This is a genomic window from Aeromonas sp. R1-1 (assembly GCF_040908495.1).
In the GTDB taxonomy this organism is placed as follows: Bacteria; Pseudomonadota; Gammaproteobacteria; order Enterobacterales; family Aeromonadaceae; genus Aeromonas; species Aeromonas veronii.
The window spans coordinates 1-24,683 of sequence record NZ_JBFODV010000290.1 but is presented as its reverse complement, the minus strand read 5'-3'; the positions used below and the strand labels follow the sequence as shown (position 1 = coordinate 24,683).

Sequence of the window (24,683 nt, the reverse complement as noted above, 5' to 3'; positions counted from 1 at the left end):
AACATCAGCCTGATGCAGGAATAAAATGACTAAAGACATTCACCAGCACCGTATCCTTATCCTCGACTTCGGTTCCCAGTACACCCAGCTGATCGCCCGCCGCGTGCGCGAAATCGGCGTTTACTGCGAACTGTGGGCCTGGGACGTAACCGAAGAGCAGATCCGCGAATTCAATCCGAGCGGCATCATCCTCTCCGGCGGCCCCGAATCCGTCACCGAAGCTGGCAGCCCGCGGGCCCCCGAGTATGTATTCAACGCCGGTGTCCCTGTGTTCGGTATCTGCTATGGCATGCAGACCATGGCCGAGCAGCTGGGTGGCAAGGTGCAATCCTCTACTGAGCGTGAATTCGGTTACGCCAAGGTGGAAGTGCTGGGCGAAGCTGGCAAGAGCAGTGCCCTCTTGCGCAACATCGAAGATGCCATCGCCGACAACGGCAATGCCCTGCTGGATGTCTGGATGAGCCACGGTGACAAGGTCACCACCATTCCGGCCGACTTCACCACCATCGCCCAGACCCCGACCTGCCCGCACGCGGCCATGGCGTGTGAGGCCAAGCGTTTCTACGGCGTGCAGTTCCACCCGGAAGTGACCCACACCCGTCAGGGGGCCCGCATGCTGGAGCACTTCGTCAAAGATATCTGCGGCTGCGAATGCCTCTGGACCCCGGCCACCATCATCGACGACGCCGTTGCCCGCATCCGCGAGCAGGTGGGTGACGATGAAGTGATCCTCGGCCTCTCCGGCGGTGTCGACTCCTCCGTGGTTGCCATGCTGGTGCACCGCGCCATCGGCGATCGCCTGACCTGCGTCTTCGTCGACAACGGCCTGCTGCGCCTGAACGAAGGCACCCAAGTGATGGAGATGTTTGGTGACCACTTTGGTCTGAACATCATCAAGGTTGAAGCGGAAGAGCGCTTCCTCTCTGCCCTGGCAGGTGTTGACGAGCCGGAAGCCAAGCGCAAAATCATCGGCCGCGTCTTCGTCGAAGTGTTCGACGATGAAGCGAAAAAGCTGAAAAACGCCAAGTGGCTGGCGCAAGGCACCATCTATCCGGACGTTATCGAATCCGCTGCCAGCAAGACCGGCAAGGCCCACGTCATCAAGTCTCACCACAACGTCGGCGGCCTGCCGGAAGAGATGAAGATGGGTCTGGTCGAGCCGCTGCGCGAGCTGTTCAAAGACGAAGTGCGCCGCGTTGGTCTTGAGCTGGGTCTGCCCTACGACATGCTCTACCGTCACCCGTTCCCGGGCCCGGGTCTGGGCGTGCGCGTCCTTGGCGAAGTGAAGAAAGAGTACTGCGATATTCTGCGCCGCGCCGATGCAGTCTTTATCGAAGAGCTGCGCAAAGCTGACCTCTACAACCAGGTCAGCCAGGCGTTTGCCGTGTTCCTGCCGGTGCGCTCCGTTGGCGTGATGGGCGATGGTCGTAAATATGACTGGGTTATTGCGCTTCGCGCCGTTGAAACCATCGACTTTATGACCGCCCACTGGGCTCACCTGCCGTACGACTTCCTCGGTCACGTATCGAACCGCATCATCAACGAGATCAACGGTATCTCCCGCGTGGTGTACGACGTTTCCGGCAAGCCGCCCGCAACTATCGAATGGGAATAAGCGGCTCGCGCCCTTCTGCCCTTCGAGCATAAAAATGCAAAAAGACGCCCTTGAGGCGTCTTTTCTTTTCTCAATCGTTTGCGCCACATATCTTCTTTTTTCGAGCAGCTTTTTTGCCACCTTGCCCCTGTCATATGTGACAGGGGCATTTTTGCCATCTCGCACTAGGCTCTCTCATGCCAATTGAGCCCGCTGTCAACAGCGGCTTGTGGCTGGGGGGAGGGCTGATCGAGTTGCAGATAGCTGCGCAAACGGGCCCATCGTCATCGCGCCAACCGGCAGTGATGACACCCCGGTGGAGACCGGAAACCACTTGAATCAACGGGGCGCAGCCCGAACGGCCAAACGAGTCGGGATCATAGAGCACGGAGAGTTTGATATGTCAGAACAAGCAGTGTTGGTGGGTGGATGGACCGCATATCACAAGCTGACCGCCGAGGATCAGGCGGTATTTGATCAGGCGCTGAAAGGATTTGTCGGGGTGCAGTACGTACCCTTTGAAGTCTCCACTCAAGTGGTGGCTGGCACCAACTACCGCTTCAAGTGCAAGAGCACTGTGCCGCTTGCCAAACCGATCCATGGCGAAGCCGTGGTGCAGATCTTCAAATCACTGGACGGGGATGCCCATATCACCTCCATTACCCCAATCTGATTGGGTGGTAGGGCAAGGCGGGGAGGGGGAAATCTCCTAGCCGGTTTGCTTCAAACCCTGAAAATAAGAAAGACGCCTTAGGGCGTCTTTCTTATTGCTGGAGTTTGCACGTAAATTTTGTTCGGACAACGAAACAGTGGAGAAATGAAACTCATACGATTGTTGACGTGGGTAGATATTTTTGTTCGAAATGCAATCACCTCCCGATATAGGTCACACCATTTTCTGTACAAGTAGATAATTGATTTATATATGAATAATATAGTGGCCTTCTAACTCGGAAGCATCAGAGGGCATCGTGGCGATTTTTGATATTGAGAAAGACGACTTACTCCGGCTCTCTGATACCCAGCTTGAAGAGTTAATAGCGCGCCTTGCCGAGGCGGAAATTGCCGCCGATGGTCATAGCCCTGCTTATGTACACTGGTCAGGCTCTATAAATGCTCCCGATGGCGGTATCGATGTGCACGTCAAAGTACCGGTCGAGCAAATGTGCACTGGCTTTATTGAAAGACCTGATACGATTTTTCAAGCCAAAAAGCATCCAATGCCGAGGGCCGCGATAACCTCAGAAATGACTATTGATGGTGCATTATCATCGACTATCACGGGTCAAGCGGCAAAGGGAGGGAGCTATATCATCGTCAGCTTGGGTGATGATTGTTCTCCCCTTATGAAAGAGGATCGCCTGCAAGCAATGCAGTATGCGGTAGCGGATGCTCCTAACCGATCCAATATTCACTTGGATTTTTATGACCGCTCGAAACTGGTGCAATGGCTGCGGCAGCACCCGTCAGTCATGCTCTGGGCCAAAAAAATACTTGGTCAGGGATATTCTGGGTGGCAGCCATATGGGGCTTGGAGCAATCCACCTCAGGGGTCAGAAGATACCTTGATTTCAGCACCAGGGGTGACAATTACTCTGCCATCAGGAAAAGGGCAAAAGCTAGCCATTCAGGATGCTATCGGGCCAATGCGTGAGCTGATTCGCTCAACCAATAAAGCGGTTCGCATTACGGGATTATCCGGTGTTGGGAAGACCCGAATTGTACAGGCTCTTTTCGATGAATCCGTCGGAGCAGATGCGCTCGATCGGACTATCGCAGTTTATGTTGATACCGGTGAAAACCCGGAGCCCTCTGCAACAGCAATGTTGGATAGACTGATCGCTGAGGGACGGCGGGCCATTATGATCCTCGATAATTGTCCTTCTGAATTGCACACTCTTCTAGCCAGTAAAGTAGCGGCCAAAGGTACGATCAGTCTTATTACCGTTGAGTATGACATTAGAGATGACAAGCCTCAGACCACAGAGGTCATCCAGATTGAAGCGGTGGGGCCTGAGGTTGCCGAACAGCTTGTTCTACGTCGTTTTCCCAATATCGGTCGAAATAACGCCCGCCGAATAGCGGAGTTTGCTGATGGTAATGCGCGGGTTTCTCTGGCTATTGCAGAGAGAGTTGAGGAAGGTGAAAGTCTGGCCCAGCTTTCAGATGCACAGTTATTTAACCGTTTGTTTGAACAGCGAAACAATCCGGATGATGGTCTACGGGAGCAGGCTGAAATATTGTCTCTAGTCTATTCATTTTCGGTCTCAACGGCTGAGGAAGGACAAAGCGAACTGGGGGTATTGGGTTCTATCTCGGGGTATTCCGTAAGCCAGTTGTTCCGAGCAACAAGCAAGTTGTCAGATCGCCATATCGTACAAAAGAGGGCCCATTGGCGGGCCATTTTGCCTCATGCCGTTGCCAATAGGCTGGCTGCATTGGCACTTAATAGCATTCCAGTTGATCAACTCAGGGCGACCTTTGAAGCCACCGGTCGTCAACGCTTACTGATGTCTTTCGCGCACAGGTTAGGGCTGTTGCACGATCATCCCGTGGCCAAAGAAATTGTTGAATGTTGGCTTCAGCCTGACGGGTTGTTAGGACGGTTAACAGAATTAAGCGATATATCGGAAAGAATGCTTAATTATATCGCGCCAGTTGTGCCTGAAGCTCTGCTAGATAGGATTGAAACGGTGTTGACCCCGTTTTACATTCAAGAAGATGCAACGAGTAAGAATATATGCACTTCAACCATGATTAATCTTCTGCAATTATTGGCATATGAGCCTAGTGCATTCGAACGCTGTATTAGGATTCTTATTCATCTGGCCGATTATGAGAAGGAGAGCGATGGTAACAACTCGCTGACAAGGCAGATAACGAATTTCTTCCAAGCATATCTATCCGGAACACACGCTACTTTAGAACAACGCATTGCCATTATGAATGAATGTTTTTCATCTGATGTTCCTAGACGTAAATCATTGGGTTTCAAGATGCTTTCGACAGCCCTAGAGGATCGCTGGACTGGCTTTGGAAGTAATGCGTTTGGTGCTCGACCGAGAGACTATGGACTTCACCCTAATCATGATGAGCTTGTGCAGTGGCGCCGCGCTTTTATCGATGAAGCTGTACAATTGGGCACTTCAGGCGATCCTGCTCTTGAAGTCCCTGCACGACAGATCATGGCTAATACATTTCGAGGGATGTGGAACCAGCAAGTGATGAGGGAAATACTGATTGATGCAGCTCGAAAATTACATGAACACCATCCTTGGGGGGATGGTTGGAAAGCTGTCCGCTCTACGATCTATTTCAATCATACAAAGAAAATGAATGTAAATAATGTAGAGCCCATACCAGACAGCCTTGTTGCACTTGAGAAAGCTCTGGAACCACATGATTTGCTTCCGACAATCATGATGTATGTGCTCAGCAGAGTACATGGCCCTTGGACGCTGGATACCGATTTTGATCACAACGATCATAACAAGTATCAGGCAGCCGAAAAGCGACTTACAACCAAGGCATTCCAATTGGGTGAGGAGTTTGCAGTCTCAAGTCATAATTTCGATGAACTGGGGCCTAACCTATTTTCTAATGACTACATGCCTTACCGTACAGCATTCGGGAGAGGTTTGGCCAAGGGGGGGCATGATTTATATTCTGCTTGGCTGAAACTTGTTGAGTATCTTGAGATACAGCTTGCAGGATATAAAAACTTGTCAGTTTTTGAGGGCTTTATCGAAGAAGTTGACCGTATCGACCCAGCTCTTGCAAAGGTATTACTTGATCAGTGTGCACAACATCCTCAAACTCGACACGGTTTGGTTGAGTTGCATCCTCGAAGGATTTTCACAGAAGCCGATCTGGATCGTTGTATGAATATTATGGATGACTCTGATATTCACCCGAGTATGTATGAATCAATCCTATGGCGGGATGAATATGGGGATTTATCCAGAGAACGAGTAATTGATCTTGCGATTCGGCTCCTGAGAAAACCGGGAGGTTGTGATGTGGTGCTGCGTGCGTTAAGTATGCGGTTACATGGTAAAGAATCAGGAGATCAGCTTGGCCTTGATTTTCGTCAGATTGGTCTTAAAGCGGCGATTTTAAGTCTTCCAAAGGATCACTGTGATCCCACTGGGATCGATGATTACAACATGGAATGCGTCATCAATGCTGCATTACGTTTCGATGGCAATGAGCCAGAAAAACAGGAGTGGTTGGACACGATCTTTGCTGTTGTTGATCTGCACTATGGCTACGTTCATTCATATGAAAGCGCCATTGAGACAACAGCTGCGCTGATGCCAGAAGCATTTTTAAACCGAGTCTTTGAAGGCTCTGAAGAGCAACAAGAACGACGGCAGTTTTTTATTTGTAATAGAGACTTACGATTCTCACCTATTGCCCATATTAATATGGATTTTCTGATTTCGTGGTGTTGTGCCAGAAATGAGCCCCGCGTATGGGTAGCTATTGCAGCAAGCATTCACTTGTGGGAAAAAGATGACGAGATTGAAGGGCTCAGAATGTCAGAGTTAGCTCTCAGGCTGCTTGAGTCATCTCCTGACCCTGCTATTGTTCTGGAAATATTCGCAGAGCGTGTCACTCCTTCCTCTTGGTCTGGCAGTCGAGCCGAATTAATGCAGTCCAGAGAGAAGGCTATTCGTAAGTTGGTTGAACATGAAAGAGCAGATATTTCGACTGCGGCTCAAACAGTTTCTGTAAACTTGATTCAGCTAATCGAGTGCCAGAAAGAACGAGAGCAGCGGGAGGATATGGAACACGAGCAGCGGTTTGAATAAGAATTGTCTGTTTCAAGCCCGTAGGGTGAAATGAAATTGCACCTCTACTTTTGTTTCTCATACCTTGCACAAAAGCCGCTCGGCAAATGGTGCAATGCGCTGCGCTTATTGCACCCTACGTCTCTTCGTCAATTCGCTGGGGTGGTGTTGCTAAGCGCCATGCCCCGCCAAAGCAACAAAAGGGGCGATTTGCGCCCCGATTCTTCTGATCTCCCTGCTTTATATTGCCGTACGCTGTCTGGCGCTGTCTGATTGTTTGCTGACTCACTACCAACACGCCTGTTTCTTCCACCCCATCAGGCCGAGCAGACTAAAGGCTACCTTCACTCATACCTCGCCGCTTCCCAGGCGTGTATCGCCTGTTTGCGGGTCTCGCCCCAGTGATAGCCGCCGAGTTTGCCGTTTTGCTGGATGACCCGGTGGCAGGGGATCATCAAGGCGACGGGGTTGGCGCCCACCGCCAGCCCCACGGCGCGGGCGGCTTTGGGGTTGCCGACGGCGCTCGCCACCTGGGCGTAGCTCACCACCTTGGCGGGCGGGATCTGCAGCAGCGCCCGCCAGACGCTGATCTGAAAGTTGGTACCGCTCACGTGCAAGGAGATGGGTCGATCAGGCGCCTTGCTGCCATCGAACATGGTGTTGATGACGTTCTGGGTGCGTGATAGCGCCTCCCTAAGCTCTGCCTCGGGCCAGCAGCGGGCGAGGGCGGCCAGTGGCGCCTCTGGGGCCTGGTCATCGAGAAACGAAAAGTTGCACACCCCCCGCTGGGTCAGGGCAACGAATGCCTGACCGAAGGGGGTGTCGTGCACCCCGTGATCGATAACCAGCCCGGCCCCGCGCTGCTTGTACTCGCCCGGCGTCACTGCTTCGAGCTGCACGAAGTGATCGTAGAGCCGCGAGCCGCTGCTAAGGCCCAGGGTATCGGCCACCTCGAGCAGTGGGCGCGACTCCTGCAGCAGCGCCTTGGCCCGCTCCAGGGTCAGCACCTGCAGATAGCGTTTGGGCGTCACTCCGGCCCAGCGGCTGAACAGTCGCTGAAAGTGAAAGGGACTTAAGTGAACGTGCGCCGCTATCTCGTCCAGAGTGGGCTGGCGCTCCACCTGACTTGCGATAAAACGGATGGCATCGGCGATGCGGGCGTAATCAGACATAAGGCGCTCTCACGATAAGGTTTCGGTCGTAGTGTGTTGGGGGCGACAACATCATGTGCGACAAATTGATACCCCACCATCGGCCAGCAGGGCAATGCCGGTAGTAAAGCTGGATGCGTCGGACGCGAGATAGAGGGCTGAGCGGGCGATCTCCTCCGGTTGGGCCAGCCGTTTGAGGGCATGCATATTCTGCACAAAGGCGAGACTCTCCGGCGTATCGGTAAAGGCCCGTCCCATGGGAGTGTCGGTGCCCCCCGGCAGTAGGGCGTTGACCCGAATCCCTTGTGCCCCATACTCGGCGGCCAGCACCCGTGTCAGGCCAATGAGGCCTGCCTTGCTCGCCGCATAGGCCGCCATACCGGGCAGCCCCAGGGTATGGCCGACAAAGGTAGAGGTAAAAATAAGCGAGCCACCGCCGCGAGCCTGCATGGCGGGGATCTGGTACTTGGCTCCCACAAAGGCGCTGGTGAGGTTGGTATCCAGAATTTCCTGCCACTGCGTCAGCTCAAGCTGCTCTACGCTGCACGGCGTGCCTGTGGTACCTGCGTTGTTGAAGGCGATATCGAGCCCGCCGAAACGGGTTAACGCGAGATCAACAAGAGCGCGGGCGTAACTCTCGCTTTTCACATCTCCCGCCAGACTCACCGCCTGGCCCCCCTCGTGGCGGATCTCCTCCACCAGCAGATCCAGTTCGGGCTGGCGGCGGGCACCGACGACGACGCTGGCCCCTTCGCGGGCAAACAGGATGGCGCTGGCGCGGCCGATGCCGGAGCTGGCGCCGGTGATGATGGCGACCTTGTTGGACAGTAATGACATGGCAGTTCCCTCGCAGGTGTGTTGTGCGCCAGATTAAGAGGCGCACAGGGTTGGCTGTGGGTTGGAACCCCAATAGGTTCCAACCGACTTGGGTTTGGCCCCCACTATGGCAACCACTCCTCGCTGGAACGACCCGAATCTTGCTCTCTTTCTCTCCAACTCGTTTTGCTACATGTCGATACAGGCCTTTGCGGCAACAAAAGGGGCGAACTGAGCCCCGAATTCTTTATAATGCCCCCCTTTAAAATCGCCGGACCCGAGTTCGGCGCGCTGATGGCTGGCTACACCATCAGACAGATCATCAGGATTGAGAAACGGTTATGCATACTCTGGAACAGCTGCGCGCAGGTGAACTGTGCGGCGCCCGCCATCTGAAGCTCTCTGAAAACCTCGCGGTTTTCCCCCACGAGATTTTGAGCCTGAAAGAGACGCTGGAGGTGCTGGATCTCACCGGCAACCAGCTAAGCGCGCTCCCCGACGAGCTGGCCGGGTTTGGCAAACTGCGCATCATCTTCTGCTCCGCGAACCGCTTTACCGAGCTACCCGAGGTGCTGGGGCGTTGCCCGGCGCTCACCATGGTGGGCTTTAAGGCCAACCGGATTGCCACCGTGTCGGCCAAGGCGCTGCCCGCCGGTTTGCGCTGGCCGGTCGGCACTGCAGAGCGAGCACTGCGCTCATGACAGGAGCGCGCAGGGCGGCAGCGGCTGCGGCTCGTTGTGGTGGAGCTCCTGCACGCAGGCCCGTTGCCTCCCAGCCTGTTTGGCGGCGTAAAGAGCCTGATCCGCTCGCAGGTAGGCCGCTTCAAATCCCTCGTCAGGGTGCAGCGAGGTGAGGCCGATGCTGAGGCTGATGGGGCCACCGGCCAGCGCCCGGGTCGCCTCGGCGATCTGCTGTTGCAGGCTGTGACAATAGTCGGGCAGGGTCTGCGGGTCCGCCATCAGCAGCAGGGCCAGCTCATCGCCGCCAAGCCGACCGGCCATGCCCTCAGAAGGCAGGGTATTAGCGATCTCCCGACCCACGGCTCGCAGCATGGCATCACCGGCGGGGTGGCCGTGGCGGTCGTTGATCTGCTTGAAGTTGTCCAGATCGATCAGCAGCAGCTGGCTAGGGCTAGCCATCTCGCGTGCACGCAGGGCCACCTGGCGCTCGAAATAGTGGCGGCTGAACAGGCCGGTCAGCTCATCCTGATTGGCGCGCCGCTCCAGCTTGCGCTGGGTGGCCAGCAGGGCTTGCTGCTGGCGGGTGTGGACCAGGCTCAGCAGCAGATAACTGCGGGCGATGGTAAAGAGCAGGCTGAGCAGGATCACAGGCCCGAGCAGCGGGTCGGTGAAGGAGTTGGCCGCCAGCTCCGGCTGCCAGAGGTGTTTGGCGATCCGCAGCAGTTGCAACAGCAGTTGCAGGCCGAGCAGCAGAATGGCAAAGCGCAGCACCCGATAGACGGGGGCCAGCCGCTGGTAGCGCCAGAGCTGCCAGATAAGCAGCGCAATCTGCAGCGAGAGCACGCCGGAGAGCACGATGATCCGGCTGTGCACATCAAAGAGGGGTTGCTGCAGGGCGGTCAGGGCAAACAGGACGAAACCGCCGAGGGTAACGGTGGGCAGCAGCCAGCCCAGTTGGTCGGCTTCACGGCGAAAGAAGTGGCGCATCCCCCGTTCATAGAGCAGGGTGGTCGACATCAACAGCAGGTTGGTGCAGAGAATATTGGCAAGGGATGCATTTCCCTCAAGGGGGCGCAGCAGCAGGCAGCAAAAAGCCCCCGCGATAACCAGTTCCCCCGCTGACCAGTAGATCAATGCCCTGATCTGGCGATGGGTGTGCCACATGGCGGCGAAAATGGTGGCGACCCCCACATGTGACAGCGTGACGAACAGCACCAGACTCAACAACTGGGCCGAGGAAAACAGACTTGGCATCAAGGGGCTCTCTGGGAAGTCACCTGTGAACGAACAGGCGATGGGGTATCGCCCGCTGGCAGTGGCCGATCACAACATGAATCCAACCTATTATCAATGGGTTAAATGGCTGAATGTGCTCACCTCCGACTTCTTGCACGATGGCGACTGCTGACTCGATTTATCAGCGCACAAGGAGCCATTTTATTGTCTTGTCAGTCAATTTCGCTGCGTGAAAGGTGGTTGTGTTGGCGGCAGGGTGAACCCAACCGCCAGACGTTGTGCTAATCGCAGGTTGCAGCAGGCAAGCGCATTACTATGGCCTCCCTGTCCAGATGGGTCAGCAGACGGCGCACGTCGTTGAGGCGGATGATCAGGGTAGCGGTGTTGGCCAGCGGATGGCACTGCACCTGTTCGGCCTGCCAGATGGCCTCGTCCACCACCAGCTCTACCGCTTTTTCCCTGTCGCGCACCATGGCGAGCAGGGTCACCGATCCCGGGGTGAGGCCGAGCACCGCATCGAGCCGCTCCGGGGAGCCAAAGCTCAGCCGCTTGACCCCGAGCATGGCTGCCAGCGCCTTGAGGTCGACCCGGTGCTCCTCCGGACTCACCACCAGGAACAGCCGCTCGCTTTTCGGGTCGCGCAAAAAGAGGTTCTTGGTCTTGGCGGCGGGCAGGTCGGGCAGCAACTTGCTCGCCTCCTCACAGGTAAACACTGGGGGATGATCAATACGCTGGTAGGGGATAGCCAGCTGATCCAGCAGGGAATAGATTGCCACAAAGACTCCTTTTGTCGGCGAAGAGTGGTCAGAACGGGATGGGCGGGAATAACGACCGGATCGAGCTTACCAGTTTGACTCCCGCCTCGCAGCCAGCGTGACGATTGCGAGCAGGTACTGTATGAACGTACAATGGTCCCATTCTCGGACAGCCCCTTTACGCTTCATGACTGCAACCCAGCCCACCGTACCCGCCACTCCGCCCCTCGACGGTTTTATCCTGACCCGCCACGGTCGGGATGTGCGCGGCCGCAACGGGCAGCCTGCCACCACCGAAATCGTGATGTGGCTCTGGAGCGCGCAGGGGCCGGTGCGGGTGGTGGTGCCGGGGCAGGAGCCGGTGTTCTTTTTGCCGCAGAGCCATATGGCAGAAGCCGCCGAGCTGTTCAAAGGGGCCGGGGTGAGCGGGCGGTTTCGCCGCCTGCCAATGCACACCTTCGATGGTCGCCCCGTGGTGGGCTGCTATTTCGCCACCCTGAGCGCCTTTCACCGTGCCATCGAGCTGCTGCTGATCCGCGGGCTGGAGCACTTCGAGGCAGATATCCGGCTGCCGGAGCGCTTCCTGATGGAGCGCTTCATCACCGCTGGTGTGCGTTTCGATGGCCGGGCGGTGAAGAAGGGTGGTAAACAGGGCTACTGGGAGGTCAACGAGGCACGCTGCGCGCCGCAGGCGGTGACGCCGACCCTCTCCTGGGTGTCCCTCGACGTGGAGTGCGCCATGGACGGGGCCCTCTTCTCGGTGGGGCTCTACAGCGAAGAGGATGCACGGGTCATCATGATCGGCACCCCGGAAGCGGATGCCGAGAGCTGGGGCACTCAGGTCCAGTGGGTAGAGGACGAGAGCGCCCTGCTGAGTGCGCTGGAGAGCTGGTTCAGCCTGCATGACCCCGATCTGGTCATCGGCTGGAACGTGGTCAACTTTGACTTTCGCCTGCTGCTACGCCGCGCCGAGCTTAACAAGCGGCGGCTGCGGCTCGGGCGGGGTCGTGAGCTCTGCTTCTGGCGCTCGTCACGGGGTGATCCCCAGACCGGTAACGTCATTATCCCCGGACGCATGGTGCTCGATGGCATCGATACCCTCAAAAGCGCCACCTGGCAGTTTGCCAGCTACAGCCTGGATGCGGTGGCGAGCGAACTGCTTGGCCGTGGCAAGGATATCGAGGACGTGGCCAATCGGGGGGAGAAGATCACCGAGCTGTTCCACTCCGACAAGGAGGCGCTCGCCCGCTACAACCTGGAAGATTGCAAGCTGGTGTGGGAGATCTTCGATTACTGCCACCTCATCCCGTTTGCCATCGAGCGCGCTTCCCTCACCGGTCTTGAGCTGGACAGGGTAGGGGGCTCGGTGGCGGCCTTTACCAACCTCTATCTGCCGCGGCTCCATCGTGGCGGTTACGTGGCCCCCAATCTGCCGGCCGACGGGGGGCTCGCAAGCCCCGGCGGTTATGTGATGGACTCCAAACCCGGTCTCTATCGCCACGTGCTGGTGCTCGATTTCAAGAGCCTCTACCCCAGCATCATCCGCACCTTTTGCATCGACCCCATGGGACTTATCGAAGGGCTGCAGCATCCCGAGCACGCCATTCCGGGCTTTCGCGGCGCCATGTTCTCCCGCGAGCGGCATTTCTTGCCGGATCTCATCGCCACCCTATGGGCGGCGAGGGACAGAGCCAAGGCTGCCAGCAACAAGGCACTCTCCCAGGCCATCAAGATCATCATGAACTCCTTCTACGGCGTGCTGGGTTCGGGGGGCTGCCGTTTCTATGATCCGCGCCTAGCCTCGTCCATTACCCTGCGTGGCCACAGCATCATGCAGCAGACCCGCGAGTGGATTGAGGCGAAGGGGTTCGAGGTGATCTATGGTGACACCGATTCCACCTTTGTCCATCTGGGGCGCGAGACCAGCCCCGATGAGGCGGACGAGATTGGCCAGCGGCTGGCGAAGATGATCAACGATAACTGGGCTGCACTGATCAGGCGCGAGTTCGATCTGCCGAGCTATCTGGAGATCCAGTACGAGACCCACTATCGCCGCTTTCTGATGCCCACCATCCGCGGGCTGGAGAAGGGGAGCAAGAAGCGCTATGCGGGGCTGGTTGGCAAGGCCAGTGAGGGGAGTGAACAGCTGGTATTCAAGGGGCTCGAATCGGTGCGCACCGACTGGACCATGCTGGCCAAGCAGTTTCAGACCCGCCTCTATGAGCTGGTGTTTCACGATGAAGATCCCAGCGGCTATGTGCGCACCATGGTGGATGAGACCCGCGCCGGTCGTCACGACGATCTGCTTATCTACCGCAAACGGCTGCGCCAGAAGCTCGAAGAGTATCAGAAGAATGTGCCGCCCCATGTGCGGGCGGCGCGGCTGGCCGATGAGGAGAACCTGCGCCGCGGCCTGCCCCAGCGCTATCAGCATCGGGGCGCCATCGCCTATCTGATGACTCTCAATGGCCCAGAGCCGCTGGAGTACCGGCGCAGCGCCATCGATTACGAACACTATATCGACAAGCAGTTGCGGCCCATTGCCGATGCCATCCTGCCCTTTATCGGCGAGTCGTTCGACCGGATCTGTGGTCAGCAGCTGGATCTTTTCTGATTGGTGCAAGATGGCACTTTACTTCCCATAAATACTGTATAAAAATACAGTTATAAATCATGGAGAAGTTTCCTATGCGTCTTGAAATCATCATCGACAGAAAACATCAGATCCCGACCTCGACCATGGAGGCGCTGCGTCAGGAGCTGCTCAAGCAGCTTGGCGAAAAATTCCCCGACATCCATGTGCGGGTCGCGCCGGGCAGTGCCATGGCTCTGACCGTCAGCCGTGCCAGCAAGGAAGACAAAGAGCTGGCCGAAGCCATGGTGCAGGAGGTGTGGGAGAACGCCGAGAGCTGGATGCCGGAAGAGAACGTCGCCTCCTGATCCCACACGGTCAGTGGATAACTCGGGCGTTGGATAAATGGGTTGCTGATAAACGGGCATGCCCGCGAATGATTCGCCGATCCCCGGACAACAAAAACGCAGCCAGGTGGCTGCGTTTTTTGTTGGTGGTGAGAGGCTCGCGGTGGTTTTTCTAGCTTTGGGTTGAGCCAGGCCCATTACAACCCCGCCCAGCTTTTCAGGCTCTGTTGCTGCACCCTGCGATTGGCTTCGCGGATCTCCCCTTTGGCACGCAGATCGGCCAGTGCGATAGGCAGTGCGGCGCGGATCTCTGCACTGCTCATTCCGGCTTTGAGGGCCGGGTGATAGGCCATCTTGAGCAGCACATAGTCGAGCCCGGTCAAAAAGCTGTCGATGCTGTTGTCATTGAAGATGGAGGGAAACACCTTGTCTGAATCGTTGGGCAGCCCCATCACCTGGGTGAACTCCTCCACCACACAGTCGAGAAAGCGCCCCTTGGCTCGGCTGTAGTCTACCGGAATGATGATGGTGGCACGGCTTATCTCGTGTTTCGCATTGGTTGCGACGTTGGCAAGGCAGAGCCCCTCCTTGAGCGCCATCTTGACTGATGGATCGCCTCCCATGGTGCGGTTTGCCCAGCTCTTCATCTTGCTGTAGTCGGTCATGATCAGGGTCAGGTTGGGCTTTGCGGCCACCATGCTGATGGGGTGGCCGGTGATACGGGCCAGATGGGTTGCCTGTACCTTCACCACGTCGGCCTGCAGCGGCTTGTCACCCGACTCGTTGATAAGTTGCAGCCGGATCGGCTGCTGCCAGCGGGCAAAACGGGTCTGCTTGGCTTGGCCATACTCCCGCTCCATGGCGATGGCCATAAAGCTCTCTGTGAGATAGCTGTCGCTCTGCCAGCGCTCATCGGCACGGGCGCTGTGGCCTGCTAGCAGAAGCAGCAGCGCCAGCAGCCCGCGTGACGTGACGCGGGGATAGTCAGTGCGGCCCAAGCTGGCCATTACCAAAGTGGCAATAAAGCGGGTGGCACCAAAGGGGGTTGCGGCAAATGACATGTTTCCTCCCTGAAACGGTTGTCAGCCTAGCGGTTGGCCTTGTCGATATCACGCCAGGTGAGCCAGAGCCTGAGATCAAACTCCAGTTGATGATAGTCGGGCTCTATGTGCTGGCAGAGCTGGTAGAAGCTCTTGTTGTGATCCTTCTCTTTGATATGTGCCAGCTCGTGCACCACGATCATTTTCAGGAACGGGGGCGGCGCCTCCTTGAACAGGGCGGCGATGCGGATCTCGTTCTTGGCCTTGAGCTTGCTGCCCTGCACCCGGCTGACGTAGGTGTGCAGGCCGAGGGCATCCTTGATCACGTTGATCTTGCCATCGAACACCACCTTTGACAGGGGCGCCGAGCTCTTGAGGTAGCGGTTCTTCAGCTCCATGGTGTAGGCGAGCAGCGCCTTGTCACTCTGGATCTGGTGGCTCTCCGGATAGCGTTTGGCCAGCATCTCCCCCAGCTTGCCCGCCGCAATCAGCTGCTGTACCTGTGCTTTGAGAGGGTCGGGATAGCCGCCCAGATAAGTCAGTTCCGCCATGGTGTCACTCGTTACATCAAAAAGAGCGTCATTGTAGTTATCTCGGGCGGGCTCTTCAAACGCTCAGGCCCTGCTCAAGGATACTCGAGACAAGAAGCTGTCGACCGAAGGCGGTTAATCGGTCATTTTTATAGCTGTTCACTGGGGTACCTCGGGTGATTAGTTTGGTTGGCGCCTCCAATTCTCCGGGAATGCCCAGAGTGAATAACCTACAGAGAGGTCAGATCTAGGGAACTGGGGGCGATTCAGCATGACTCGTTCGTATGGATTGGTGTGCCTCTGCACGTTATAAACGCAGCCAATAGCGCTCATTGCGACTGCGAGGCGCACGGCAAGGGGATGTCCCGCCATTCGCCCGATAACACGCAGAGACTGCGCGGCAAAAAGGGGAGGGCAGAGGGTTGCACGGTGCCGGTTAAGTTGTGATATTGAGGCATCTTTAGTACAGAAGGGTAATAACGATGGAAGCTGCGTTTTGGCATCAGCGTTGGGAAGAGAACCGGATTGGCTTTCATCAGGCGGACTTCAACCACTGGCTGCAATCCTGGTGGTCAGCCCAGCAAGCGGACGAGCCGGTGCTGGTTCCCCTGTGTGGCAAGTCCCGCGACATGCTCTGGCTGAGCGCTCAGGGCCATCCGGTCGACGGTTTCGAGCTATCGAGCCTTGCTGTCAGCCAGTTCTTCAGTGAAAACCAGCTCGCCGCGACCGTGAGCGAAGTAGGCCTTTATCAGTGTCATCAGGTGGACAGCCTGCGCATTTTTCAGGGGGATTTTTTCGCCGCCCCCAGTCTGGGTCGCCGTTACCGGCTGGTCTATGATCGCGCGGCGCTGATCGCCCTGCCGACCGCGATGCGCCGCCAGTATGCAGCCCTGATCAGTTCGCTGGTCGAGACCGGCGGCCAGATCCTGCTGGTGACCCTTGAATATCAGCCGGAGCAGCAGAGTCAGCCCCCCTTCTCGGTGGGTGAGATGGAGGTGCGAGCCCTGTTTGAGCGCGATTTTCGTATCGAGGTGCTGGGGCGCGCCGCCGAGGTGGATCACCCGCGGGTGTTGTCGGGCCAGCTCTCCTACTTCGATGAGGTAGCCTACCGGCTGGTTCGCCGGGGTTAAGGGGCAGCTAACGGGCGAGCAAAGGGTGATCTGCGCCGACAAATCATCGGGCTATGCGCTCTTCGCTACCTCCTTTGACGTAGATCAACGTGACTGACGGGGGGAGTGCCTAATATGAGGCTGTTTCTCAATCACTGTTGGCATTGCAAAGCGAGTATCGGGTCTTTCCCGCTTGCTGATCAGCAACTCAGTGTCTGATTTTCACGCTCATGTTCACTTTTGGCGGCTTTGGTCGCAATTGTTATGGTTTTTCCAGCCGACCCTGATGGGTCGGCTTTTTATTGTCTGTGATTTGCCGCGGGCAGGAAAAATGGAGGATGTCGAGGCCTGATCAGGCCTCGAAGGTGGCGGCATTGAGCCGAAATGCCCGTGGATCGTCGATAAACTGGCCGGTGATCCGCTCGTCATGTTCGTGCCCCTGACCATAGCTGCAGAGGATCAGCCGATCGGAGGTGCGCGAGCGCAGCTGGGTGATAAAGCGCACCAGATCGGCGCGGCTCAACTTGCCCACCTCATCGCAGACCCGCTCCCGCTGATCGAACCCCAGGTCCTTGTTGCCAATACTGACCCACAACCGCTGGCCGCGACTGCGCAGGTTGGCATCCCGCTCGCTCAGCTGGGCTTGCAGCCCCGCCTTGCTCTCTTGCCACTGCTGCTCGGTAAATTCGAGCATGGCGAGCGGGAAGAGGTCGATAAACTCCTCCACCGCATCGAGCAGGATCTGCGGCCCTGCCACCGGCGACTGGATATAGAAGATCAGGCCCGGATGGCGATTGAGGGGCAGGTTACCGGCGCCCACCACATAACCCAGTTGCTGGCGGGTGCGCAGCTCGTGAAAGAAGGTAGAGGACATGATGTGGTTCGCCAGAGTGAAGCAGGCGAGATCCCGCGCACGGGTGGTACGGGACTGGTAGTAGACCAGCAGTGCCGAGTCTTCGTGATCGCAACCCTGCTCGCGAATAAGGGTGCCCCTGTCCTGAATGGAGATGAGCGGGCGGCGGGTCTCGCCGCTCGGCTTGCTGCTGGTGCCATTGATGTCGCTCAGGTGACGCTCCATCAGGGCGGCCAGCTCCAGCGCTTCGGCGGCAGTCCAGTCGCCATGCACCAGCGCTTCGACATGCACCTCGCCAAACAGCTGGGCCACGAAGCCGGGCATCTCTTCCAGCTCTACCGTGCGCAGGTGGCGCAGCAACTGCTCGAACGGCGGGTTGTTCGGTTGCAGCAAACTGGTGAGCTGGTTAAAGAGCTGGGAGATGGGGCGCGCCTTGGACTGGTTATCCCAGTTGCGGATGAGCTGCTCCTTGATCTCGGCGAAGCGGCCCGGATCCGGATACCCCAGCGTGCGGTTGCCGAGGATCATATCGAGCAACAGCGGCTGCTTGTCGGCAAAGCCGCTCAGGTTGATGGTAAAGCCTCCCTGATGGGCATAGATCTGGTAGCCCAGCCCCGCCAGCTCCGCCGGATAGGTGAGGGCGTTGAGGTGGTCGGCCAACAGCTCCACGGCGAGGCGCGCCATGGCGATATTGCGCGGATTTTTGACCGCATGTTCGCTGTCGATGGAGATATAGAGATTGCCCTTGGGCACGCTGAACAGGTGCTCGTGGAGGTGCCAGAGGCGAAAACCGGGGCGATCGATAAGGCAGGCGGGCATGTCGGCGGCAAGCTCTGGCGTGCGCGGATCGAGCCGGCTGCTGATAAAGGGGTTGGGCTTGGGCAGCGCCAGCGCCGGATCCGGCTCGCTCTGCTGCCAGCGAATTTTCTCGGCCTCGGTAATGGTCGCCACGCTGTAGGGGGTCTGATACCAGCGGGCCAGCCGATCGGTCGCCACTTCCGGCGCAGTGATGGTGATACGCAAATTGTGCGGGGTGAGCTTGGCGAGGAAGCGGCGGATCAGCCCCTCGTCATATTCGCGCATCATGTAGTCGCCGTAGAGCAGATCCTCAGGTTTGTAGCTAAAGAGGTTGAGCACCAACCCCGACACCGTATCGAGGGGGCGGCCGCGCTCCTGAAAGCGGAACGCCGATTCGAGCACGGTCCGTTTTTCGTCATAGCGCCAGCTCTGCAGCCCTTCGCGGCCGATCAGTTTCAGATAGCCAAACAGGGCGGCGAGGATGTCGTCCACATGCTCAAGGCCCAGAGGGGTGAGGCCGAAGTTGACGCCAAAATCCTTGAAGTTGGCGCCACTGATGCCACCGCCCGCCGAGAGCTGGTTGACCCAGCCTTTCGCCTTGAGCAGGGAGAGCAGGCTGCCATCCCCCTCGTAGCCAATCAGATGGCTCAGGAAGGTGAGGGGCTTTTTGTCGTAAAACTCGTCCACATTGGGCAAGGGGAAGCTGAGCGACAGCTTGCGGGTCTCCTTGACCGGATTGATGTGGATGCGCACGCCGAGATCGTCGAGCCGGTAGAGCGGCATGGTGAGGGTCGGGGTTCCCAAATTGCGATTCAAAATGGGAGCAAAGTAGCGACAGCACCACTGCAACTGGGTATCGATGGATTCCGGCGAGATCATCACCAGTGCCATGCGATCCGCGCTGTAGTGGCTTTCGTAAAAACGGATAAGGTCGGAGCGCAGATCCCGTCCCGGCAGATCGGCCAGGGTATCGAGGTTGCCCACCGAGAACTTGGAGAAGGGGTGCGCCGGGTTGACTGTCTCTTTATGCACCTGATAGCTGCGGCGCATGTCGTCCTGCAGCTTGAGGCGATACTCGGAGTCGACCGCGTTGCGCTCCTTGTCCACCCACTCCGGATCAAAGGTGGGGCAGATAAAGAACTGGGAGAAGCGATCCAGCCCCGCTTCGAAGAAACCGTTGTCGATCTCGAAGAAGAAGTTGGTGAACTCGGTACCGGTCCAGGCGTTGTTGCTGCCGCCATGACGGCTCATAAATTGTTGGTACTCACCAGGCTTGGGGTAGGTGCAGGTGCCGAGAAACAGCATGTGCTCCAGAAAATGGGCCATTCCCTGCCGGTCGGCGGGATCGTCAAAATGGCCGGTATTGACCGCCAGCGAGGCGGCGGATTTGTCGGTGTCGGGATCACAAATCAACAAGACCCTGAGCCGGTTGGCCAGCTCCAGAAAATGGTATTGCCGATGGTCATTGGGACTGGCATATGGGCTCATTGGCGTGTGACTCACGTTGGATTTATTTGAATTTAAACATGATTATCGACCCCGCTATCCCGTCAGGCAAACCCTTTTCTGAGAGGTAGCGCAATTGTTTCCACACCCGTGGCGGGGTAAGATCCCCCGGCTATCAAAACAGGCCCGTTGGGCGAGGTTGTAATGAAGATCTATATCATGCGTCATGGCCAGGCTGGCATGAATGCGAAAACAGATGAACAGCGTCCATTGACCGAGCAGGGTATTGAAGAGTCTATCCAGATGGCCCGCTGGCTGGTGCCTCAGCTGATTGGCCCGCTGGATCGGGTGATCCACAGCAACTATCTGCGGGCACGCCAGACCTGGCAAGCCATATGCAGTGAATTACCTGACGCAGCAGCCGTTGAAGAGAGTGGCGACATTACCCCTTACGGTGATCCCGCTTTCGTGGCCAGCTACCTCACCACCTTGGCGCAGCAACATGACCAGATCCTGATGGTCAGCCATCTGCCGCTGGTGGGTTATCTGGTGCAAAGCCTCTGCCCGGCCGCAGGAGCACCCATGTTTGCCACCTCGGGGATCGCCTGTATCGAGTGGCTTGATGGCAAAGGAGCCTTGCTCTGGCTCGAAGGGCCGCATACAATAGGCTAAAAGTTAATAAAAAGTTATAGATTGAATTTTTTGGGAAGAGATGGGCGAGTTTTCCGGATTTTTATAAATATTTTACGGAATTAATTCGCAGAAGCTGCTGTCATACGGATACAACTGCAAGAGGTTGCAAACGATGAGAGTGTTCAAGAAGTACCTGCCACTGATGGTGGCAAAGCATGTCAAAACCTTCTTTAAAGGTCGGATTTACATCCATGGTCGGGGGCGGTTCGATTTTCAATCCGGTTTGTTGCTGATGCCGAATCCGGCGGATATTCCCCACCGCCAGACAGTCACCGAGGTCAACGAGCTGATCTCCAGACTGCACATGGATGCCGCGTGATGCGCTTCTGAACCTGTTTCTGCACTGATATGCCCGCACTTTTGCGGGCATATTTGTTTCTGGCGGCTGGCGTTCACCGCGTGGCTGTTCAGGCCCACACCTTTGTTTCTCTCCCATCGCCCCCTATACTGGCCCGCTGTTGTCTCTTCGGTCTGGATCCTCTCATGCCCCTTGCCTTTCTGTTTCCCTTCTCCTGCATTGCCATCTGGGCTGGCAATGGCATCGTCAGCAAACTGGCGGTTGGTGTGTTGTCCCCGGCAGCCTTGGCCTGGTCGCGCTGGGTGGTGGCTGCGTTGGTATTAAGCCCGTTTCTGGCCCGTCGGGTATGGCGTGCGCGTGCCCGCATTCGTGCCGGTTTTTGGCAGATCGCCATGCTGGCCTCGCTGGGCATGGTGCTCAACCAGACTTTTGGTTACTACGCGGCGCAAACCCTGGGAGCCACCGAGATGGGGTTGATGATGGGACTGACGCCGCTGCTGACCGTGTTGTTCAGCATCTGGCTGTTGCGTGAGCGGCCCACCTGGGGCGCCGTGCTGGGGGCGCTGCTCTCCATCCTTGGCTTGTCTATCTTGCTGGGGCAGGGGGATCCGACCCGGCTGTTTACCCAAGGCATTCATATCGGCTCTGTCTATATGCTGATCTCGGCCGGTACTTATGCCCTTTACAGTGTGCTGCTCAAGAAGTGGGATCTGGGGCTCGACAACTGGTCGCTGCTCTACGGTCAGGTGCTCTGCAGTGTGCTGATCCTGACCCCCTTCTTTTTGCTGGTGGATGGCCAGTGGCCTGATGGCCGGGCCCTGTGGCTGATCCTCTATGCCGGTATCCCCACTTCGGCGCTCTCACCCTGGCTCTGGATGCAGGGTATTGCCCTGCTCGGTGCCAACCGTACCGCCATCTTTATGAACCTGCTGCCGGTGATGACGGCTGGCCTTGCCATCACCCTGTTGGGTGAGCGGTTGACCAGCTATCACCTGATCGGGGGCGGTCTGACCCTGCTGGGGGTTTTGCTGGCACAGCTGCTGGTGCGTCCGGTGGTGATGGGTCGTCGCCGGGTTGTAGTGGTTAACTAAATCCGGATACTTGGTTAGGCCAAATCTCGGCTTTTGCTGGCGGTATCCCGTCGCCGGGAGCCACTCTGACTTCAGGCTCCTGAACAGTCGCTCCATCGGGGTGTTGACGCTCCTATGTCAACAAGCTCGCGCTGAGTCAGCTAAATCGGCCAAGAGCAAAGGGTAGAGTTCCCTGACGATATAGCGCTTCAAACAACGCTGGATCTCTTTCGAAGATAAGCCTTGGGCACTACGTCGTGCGACGTAAGATTGGGTTTGTGGATCTCCCCGCATCCGGACCATTGCAATCGTCCATAACGCATTGTTTACTGCACGGTTACCACCTCGGTTTAATCGATGTCGTACGGTCTTTCCCGAGGATGCGGGTAAAGGATTAACCCCACAAAGTGCCGCAAACGATGCTTCATTTCTTAACCGTTCCGGGTTATCGCCAGCCGTTGAAAGCAGCACCGCTGCGGTTTGAGGGCCGACGCCAAATTGCTCGCGCAGACGACGAGCATGTTGATGGGTCAAGGCATCCAATATGGCATCAAGTTTTTCAACTTTGTCTGCCAATAGCAGCCAACGTTTGGCCAGCAGACACAGGGTAGTCGTTAACGTATGCAGGAGTTCAGTGGTACCCAATGACCTCACTCGTGCACATCCCTTTGCACAGTCAGCGGGTTTGCTCTTCCAGAGCCGTTCACGAACATCCTGTGGGGCACTGACAAGCTGCGCTCTTAGTTGATTCATTGCCTGCGTTTTGGCTTTGACGGCGCTGCGTCTGGCCACTGATACCACACGCATCATTTCTGCCGCACCTGACTGGGTCTTTGCTATTGCGGTAGCACTACCGGAAAGCACTGATCGCGCAGCATTTTCAGCATCGGTAGGATCCGATTTCCCCTGAAGCCTGCGCTTGGAGCGGTCAGGACGATTAACTTCGAAGACCTCGACACCATGCTTACGCAGTACACAGGCCAAGCCAGCACCGTACGTGCCTGTGCCTTCAACGCCTGCTCTCTTCAAGCATCCGAAAGAGTTTGTCCAAGTCACGAGTCTCTCATATCCGCTGATATTGGTCGTGACCATCAAGCATCCCAGCAGATGTCCTTGTGCGTTAAGCAAAACCCCAACATGGGTATCCAGATGTGTATCTACACCAAGGATAACTTCAGCTTTGTTTCTGGAATTGTTCATGGCTCATTCCTCCAAGGAATATGCACTACCAACCCCATACGCAGGACAGGACACGCAAGATGCAGCACAAGGCTCCTATTAGGTCACTGACGCTGGGCCCGGCAATGCCAGGGAACATCAGCATCCAATCGACAAGTCAACGCAAAGGCATTATGTTCGCCAATCCCAGCACGGGTCAGATTGGGCTGATGTTCTTGAGCATAATGAACTGAGTATCCCAGCAGTTGCCACGCCGACTCATGCTCTGGGTCATGCGATAGCGCCACCGTCGTTGCCGAAATGCCCGGCTGCCATATTGGCAGCCCTGATCGGAGTGAAACAGCACACCGGATGGGCAACCCCGCTGCTGATAGGCCATCTCCAGTGCTTTGATGGCCAGCTCTGCATCAGGTTTATCAGACATCGCCCAGCCCACGACCCGCCGGGTGTACAGGTCAAGAACCGCTGCCAGGTAATGCCAACGACCACCTGCCCAGACGTAGGTGATATCGCCACACCACACCTGATTGGGTTGCTGGACATCAAATTCCCGGGCCAGCAGATTGGGAATGTCCGGTCGTTCAGACCGAGCGACCTGATAGCGATGAGCGCCCGGTTGCTTGGATACCAGCCCGGCTTTCTTTGAACAACCTGCGCAACTCGCTGCGTTGCTGTATCCGCTCACGGTTAATCGCCCGCCTACGGGCCAGATAATCAGGTGGGAACATCGAAAGCGCAGCAGACCAGGGTGATGGGGGCTTGCTCCGGCGTTGTTGCCTAAATCGATGCAGTTTGAAGGGAACTTACTGAGGACTCGGAGATCTGATCACCACCATCCTCTTCAAGTTTGCATCATGGGCACGTCGCTTCACCCCATCACCAACTGGCCTACATACAACAAGTCTTTGATTAACCGTGGTTCACTCACCTTCTGGGTTGATGCCGAAGCTATGAACAGCTGGTTTCACCACGACCATCATGGGCGCCGAGGTCGCAGCCAGCTTTACACCGACCAGACCATCTGTACCTTCCTGATGCTCAAGGGGATTTTCAACCTCACTCTGCGGGCCACTCAGGGACTACTAGACTCCCTGTTCGAGTTGATGAATGTACCGTTGTGCGCACCGGACTATAGCTGCGTCAGCAAGCGAGCACGCTCGGTGACTGTGGCTTATCGACAGCCCCCAAAGGAACGTATTACCGACTTGGTTATCGACTCAACCGGGCTGAAGGTGTTTGGGGAAGGCGAGTGGAAGGTCAGAAAACACGGTTCGGAGAAGCGGCGAGTGTGGCGCAAGTTGCATCTGGCGGTAGACCCGGTGACCCACGATATAGTGGCGGCGGAAGTCTCACTGGAAAATGTCCATGATGCCGAGGTGTTGCCCACCTTGCTCAACCCTCTGCGGCGTAAGCTGGGACATGTTTATGCGGATGGTGCCTATGATAGCAAAGCCAGCCATCAGCTTATCTCGCGCAAAGGGGCGACAGCCTGTATCCCGCCTCGTAAGAGCGCGGGGTTATGGAAAAAGGGGCATCCACGAAATGAGGCCGTGCTGGTGATGCGCAAGAAAGGGCTGGCGCACTGGAAGAAGATATCGGGGTATCACCGTCGCTCGCTGGCAGAGACGGCGATGTATCGGCTCAAGCAATTGCTGGCGGGGAAAATCAGTCTGCGTAACTACAACGGCCAAGTGGGAGAAGTCATGGCGTATGTTAGCGCCAT

General features: G+C 56.9%; 19 protein-coding genes and 3 pseudogenes. 12 read left to right on the top strand and 10 right to left on the bottom strand.

The genetic code is table 11. The features are described from left to right. Positions 1–25 precede the first annotated feature (25 nt). From guaA to AB5Y92_RS19630, 3 genes are all read left to right on the top strand, one after another. On the top strand, positions 26–1,615 hold the full coding sequence (guaA, locus tag AB5Y92_RS19640) for a glutamine-hydrolyzing GMP synthase (protein WP_100653583.1): 1,590 nt from the start codon (positions 26–28) through the stop codon (positions 1,613–1,615). A gap of 379 nt (positions 1,616–1,994) precedes the next feature. After that, the gene (locus tag AB5Y92_RS19635) at positions 1,995–2,267 is read left to right on the top strand and encodes a hypothetical protein (RefSeq protein WP_005337011.1); all 273 of its coding nucleotides are present in this window, start codon (positions 1,995–1,997) and stop codon (positions 2,265–2,267) included. A gap of 298 nt (positions 2,268–2,565) precedes the next feature. Continuing rightward, on the top strand, positions 2,566–6,408 hold the full coding sequence (locus AB5Y92_RS19630; protein ID WP_368227422.1) for a hypothetical protein: 3,843 nt from the start codon (positions 2,566–2,568) through the stop codon (positions 6,406–6,408). A gap of 323 nt (positions 6,409–6,731) precedes the next feature. Here the strand turns inward: AB5Y92_RS19630 and AB5Y92_RS19625 are convergent, their stop codons facing one another. Together AB5Y92_RS19625 and AB5Y92_RS19620 are read right to left on the bottom strand one after the other, a co-directional pair. Continuing rightward, the gene (locus tag AB5Y92_RS19625; RefSeq protein ID WP_368227421.1) at positions 6,732–7,559 is read right to left on the bottom strand and encodes a bifunctional transcriptional activator/DNA repair enzyme AdaA; all 828 of its coding nucleotides are present in this window, start codon (positions 7,557–7,559) and stop codon (positions 6,732–6,734) included. Between the two features lie 51 nt (positions 7,560–7,610). Beyond that, positions 7,611–8,375 (bottom strand): SDR family oxidoreductase, encoded by a 765-nt coding sequence (locus AB5Y92_RS19620; RefSeq protein ID WP_368227420.1) that lies wholly within the window; start codon positions 8,373–8,375, stop codon positions 7,611–7,613. A gap of 320 nt (positions 8,376–8,695) precedes the next feature. On the opposite strand from AB5Y92_RS19620, the pseudogene AB5Y92_RS19615 reads away from it, so the two are divergent. Next, a pseudogene (locus AB5Y92_RS19615) lies at positions 8,696–9,019 on the top strand (leucine-rich repeat domain-containing protein); the annotation flags it as partial. Between the two features lie 30 nt (positions 9,020–9,049). Here the strand turns inward: AB5Y92_RS19615 and AB5Y92_RS19610 are convergent. Then, positions 9,050–10,288 carry a GGDEF domain-containing protein gene (locus AB5Y92_RS19610; RefSeq protein WP_164537686.1) on the bottom strand — a complete coding sequence of 413 codons (1,239 nt, stop codon included), beginning with the start codon at positions 10,286–10,288 and terminating at the stop codon, positions 9,050–9,052. A 25-nt stretch (positions 10,289–10,313) separates the two neighbouring features. Here AB5Y92_RS19610 and AB5Y92_RS19605 point away from each other — a divergent pair, with 25 nt between their 5' ends. After that, positions 10,314–10,442 carry a hypothetical protein gene (locus AB5Y92_RS19605; protein WP_265177933.1) on the top strand — a complete coding sequence of 43 codons (129 nt, stop codon included), beginning with the start codon at positions 10,314–10,316 and terminating at the stop codon, positions 10,440–10,442. A gap of 109 nt (positions 10,443–10,551) precedes the next feature. On the opposite strand, the gene AB5Y92_RS19600 is transcribed toward AB5Y92_RS19605, so the two are convergent. Then, positions 10,552–11,046, bottom strand: coding sequence for a prolyl-tRNA synthetase associated domain-containing protein (locus AB5Y92_RS19600; RefSeq protein ID WP_164537685.1), 495 nt, complete (start codon positions 11,044–11,046; stop codon positions 10,552–10,554). Between the two features lie 166 nt (positions 11,047–11,212). Between AB5Y92_RS19600 and AB5Y92_RS19595 the strand changes: the two genes are divergently transcribed. Beyond that, the gene (locus AB5Y92_RS19595; protein WP_368227424.1) at positions 11,213–13,639 is read left to right on the top strand and encodes a DNA polymerase II; all 2,427 of its coding nucleotides are present in this window, start codon (positions 11,213–11,215) and stop codon (positions 13,637–13,639) included. Positions 13,640–13,713: 74 nt separating this feature from the next. Next, entirely contained in the window at positions 13,714–13,965 is a 252-nt protein-coding gene (locus tag AB5Y92_RS19590) for a DinI family protein (RefSeq protein ID WP_005333426.1), read from the top strand. 176 nt (positions 13,966–14,141) lie between these two features. Here the strand turns inward: AB5Y92_RS19590 and AB5Y92_RS19585 are convergent, their stop codons facing one another. The 3 genes and pseudogenes from AB5Y92_RS19585 to AB5Y92_RS19575 all read right to left on the bottom strand — a co-directional run. Beyond that, positions 14,142–15,005, bottom strand: coding sequence for a DUF2927 domain-containing protein (locus tag AB5Y92_RS19585; RefSeq protein ID WP_164537683.1), 864 nt, complete (start codon positions 15,003–15,005; stop codon positions 14,142–14,144). Positions 15,006–15,031: 26 nt separating this feature from the next. Further along, positions 15,032–15,535 carry a M48 family metallopeptidase gene (locus AB5Y92_RS19580; RefSeq protein WP_076495737.1) on the bottom strand — a complete coding sequence of 168 codons (504 nt, stop codon included), beginning with the start codon at positions 15,533–15,535 and terminating at the stop codon, positions 15,032–15,034. Between the two features lie 58 nt (positions 15,536–15,593). Beyond that, positions 15,594–15,677 (bottom strand): annotated as a pseudogene (locus AB5Y92_RS19575) (leucine zipper domain-containing protein); the annotation flags it as partial. 319 nt (positions 15,678–15,996) lie between these two features. On the opposite strand from AB5Y92_RS19575, the gene AB5Y92_RS19570 reads away from it, so the two are divergent. After that, positions 15,997–16,644 (top strand): thiopurine S-methyltransferase, encoded by a 648-nt coding sequence (locus AB5Y92_RS19570; RefSeq protein WP_164537682.1) that lies wholly within the window; start codon positions 15,997–15,999, stop codon positions 16,642–16,644. Positions 16,645–16,975: 331 nt separating this feature from the next. Here the strand turns inward: AB5Y92_RS19570 and AB5Y92_RS19565 are convergent, their stop codons facing one another. Further along, positions 16,976–19,762, bottom strand: a complete 2,787-nt coding sequence (locus AB5Y92_RS19565) for an insulinase family protein (protein WP_005351310.1) — start codon at positions 19,760–19,762, stop codon at positions 16,976–16,978. A gap of 162 nt (positions 19,763–19,924) precedes the next feature. Here AB5Y92_RS19565 and sixA point away from each other — a divergent pair, with 162 nt between their 5' ends. The 3 genes from sixA (at position 19,925) to AB5Y92_RS19550 (ending at position 21,802) form a co-directional block, all read left to right on the top strand. Then, positions 19,925–20,392, top strand: a complete 468-nt coding sequence (sixA, locus tag AB5Y92_RS19560; protein ID WP_164537681.1) for a phosphohistidine phosphatase SixA — start codon at positions 19,925–19,927, stop codon at positions 20,390–20,392. Between the two features lie 133 nt (positions 20,393–20,525). Further along, the gene (locus tag AB5Y92_RS19555) at positions 20,526–20,732 is read left to right on the top strand and encodes a DUF1107 domain-containing protein (protein WP_005336998.1); all 207 of its coding nucleotides are present in this window, start codon (positions 20,526–20,528) and stop codon (positions 20,730–20,732) included. A 164-nt stretch (positions 20,733–20,896) separates the two neighbouring features. Next, positions 20,897–21,802, top strand: a complete 906-nt coding sequence (locus tag AB5Y92_RS19550) for a DMT family transporter (RefSeq protein WP_164537680.1) — start codon at positions 20,897–20,899, stop codon at positions 21,800–21,802. A 117-nt stretch (positions 21,803–21,919) separates the two neighbouring features. Here AB5Y92_RS19550 and AB5Y92_RS19545 read toward each other — a convergent pair whose 3' ends face one another. Continuing rightward, positions 21,920–22,981 (bottom strand): IS110 family transposase, encoded by a 1,062-nt coding sequence (locus AB5Y92_RS19545; protein WP_164537679.1) that lies wholly within the window; start codon positions 22,979–22,981, stop codon positions 21,920–21,922. A gap of 214 nt (positions 22,982–23,195) precedes the next feature. After that, positions 23,196–23,725, bottom strand: a pseudogene (locus AB5Y92_RS19540) (IS3 family transposase); the annotation flags it as partial. 89 nt (positions 23,726–23,814) lie between these two features. On the opposite strand from AB5Y92_RS19540, the gene AB5Y92_RS19535 reads away from it, so the two are divergent. Then, positions 23,815–24,683, top strand: an 869-nt coding sequence (locus AB5Y92_RS19535; RefSeq protein ID WP_368227418.1) for an IS5 family transposase, incomplete at its 3' end; no start/stop codon positions are given.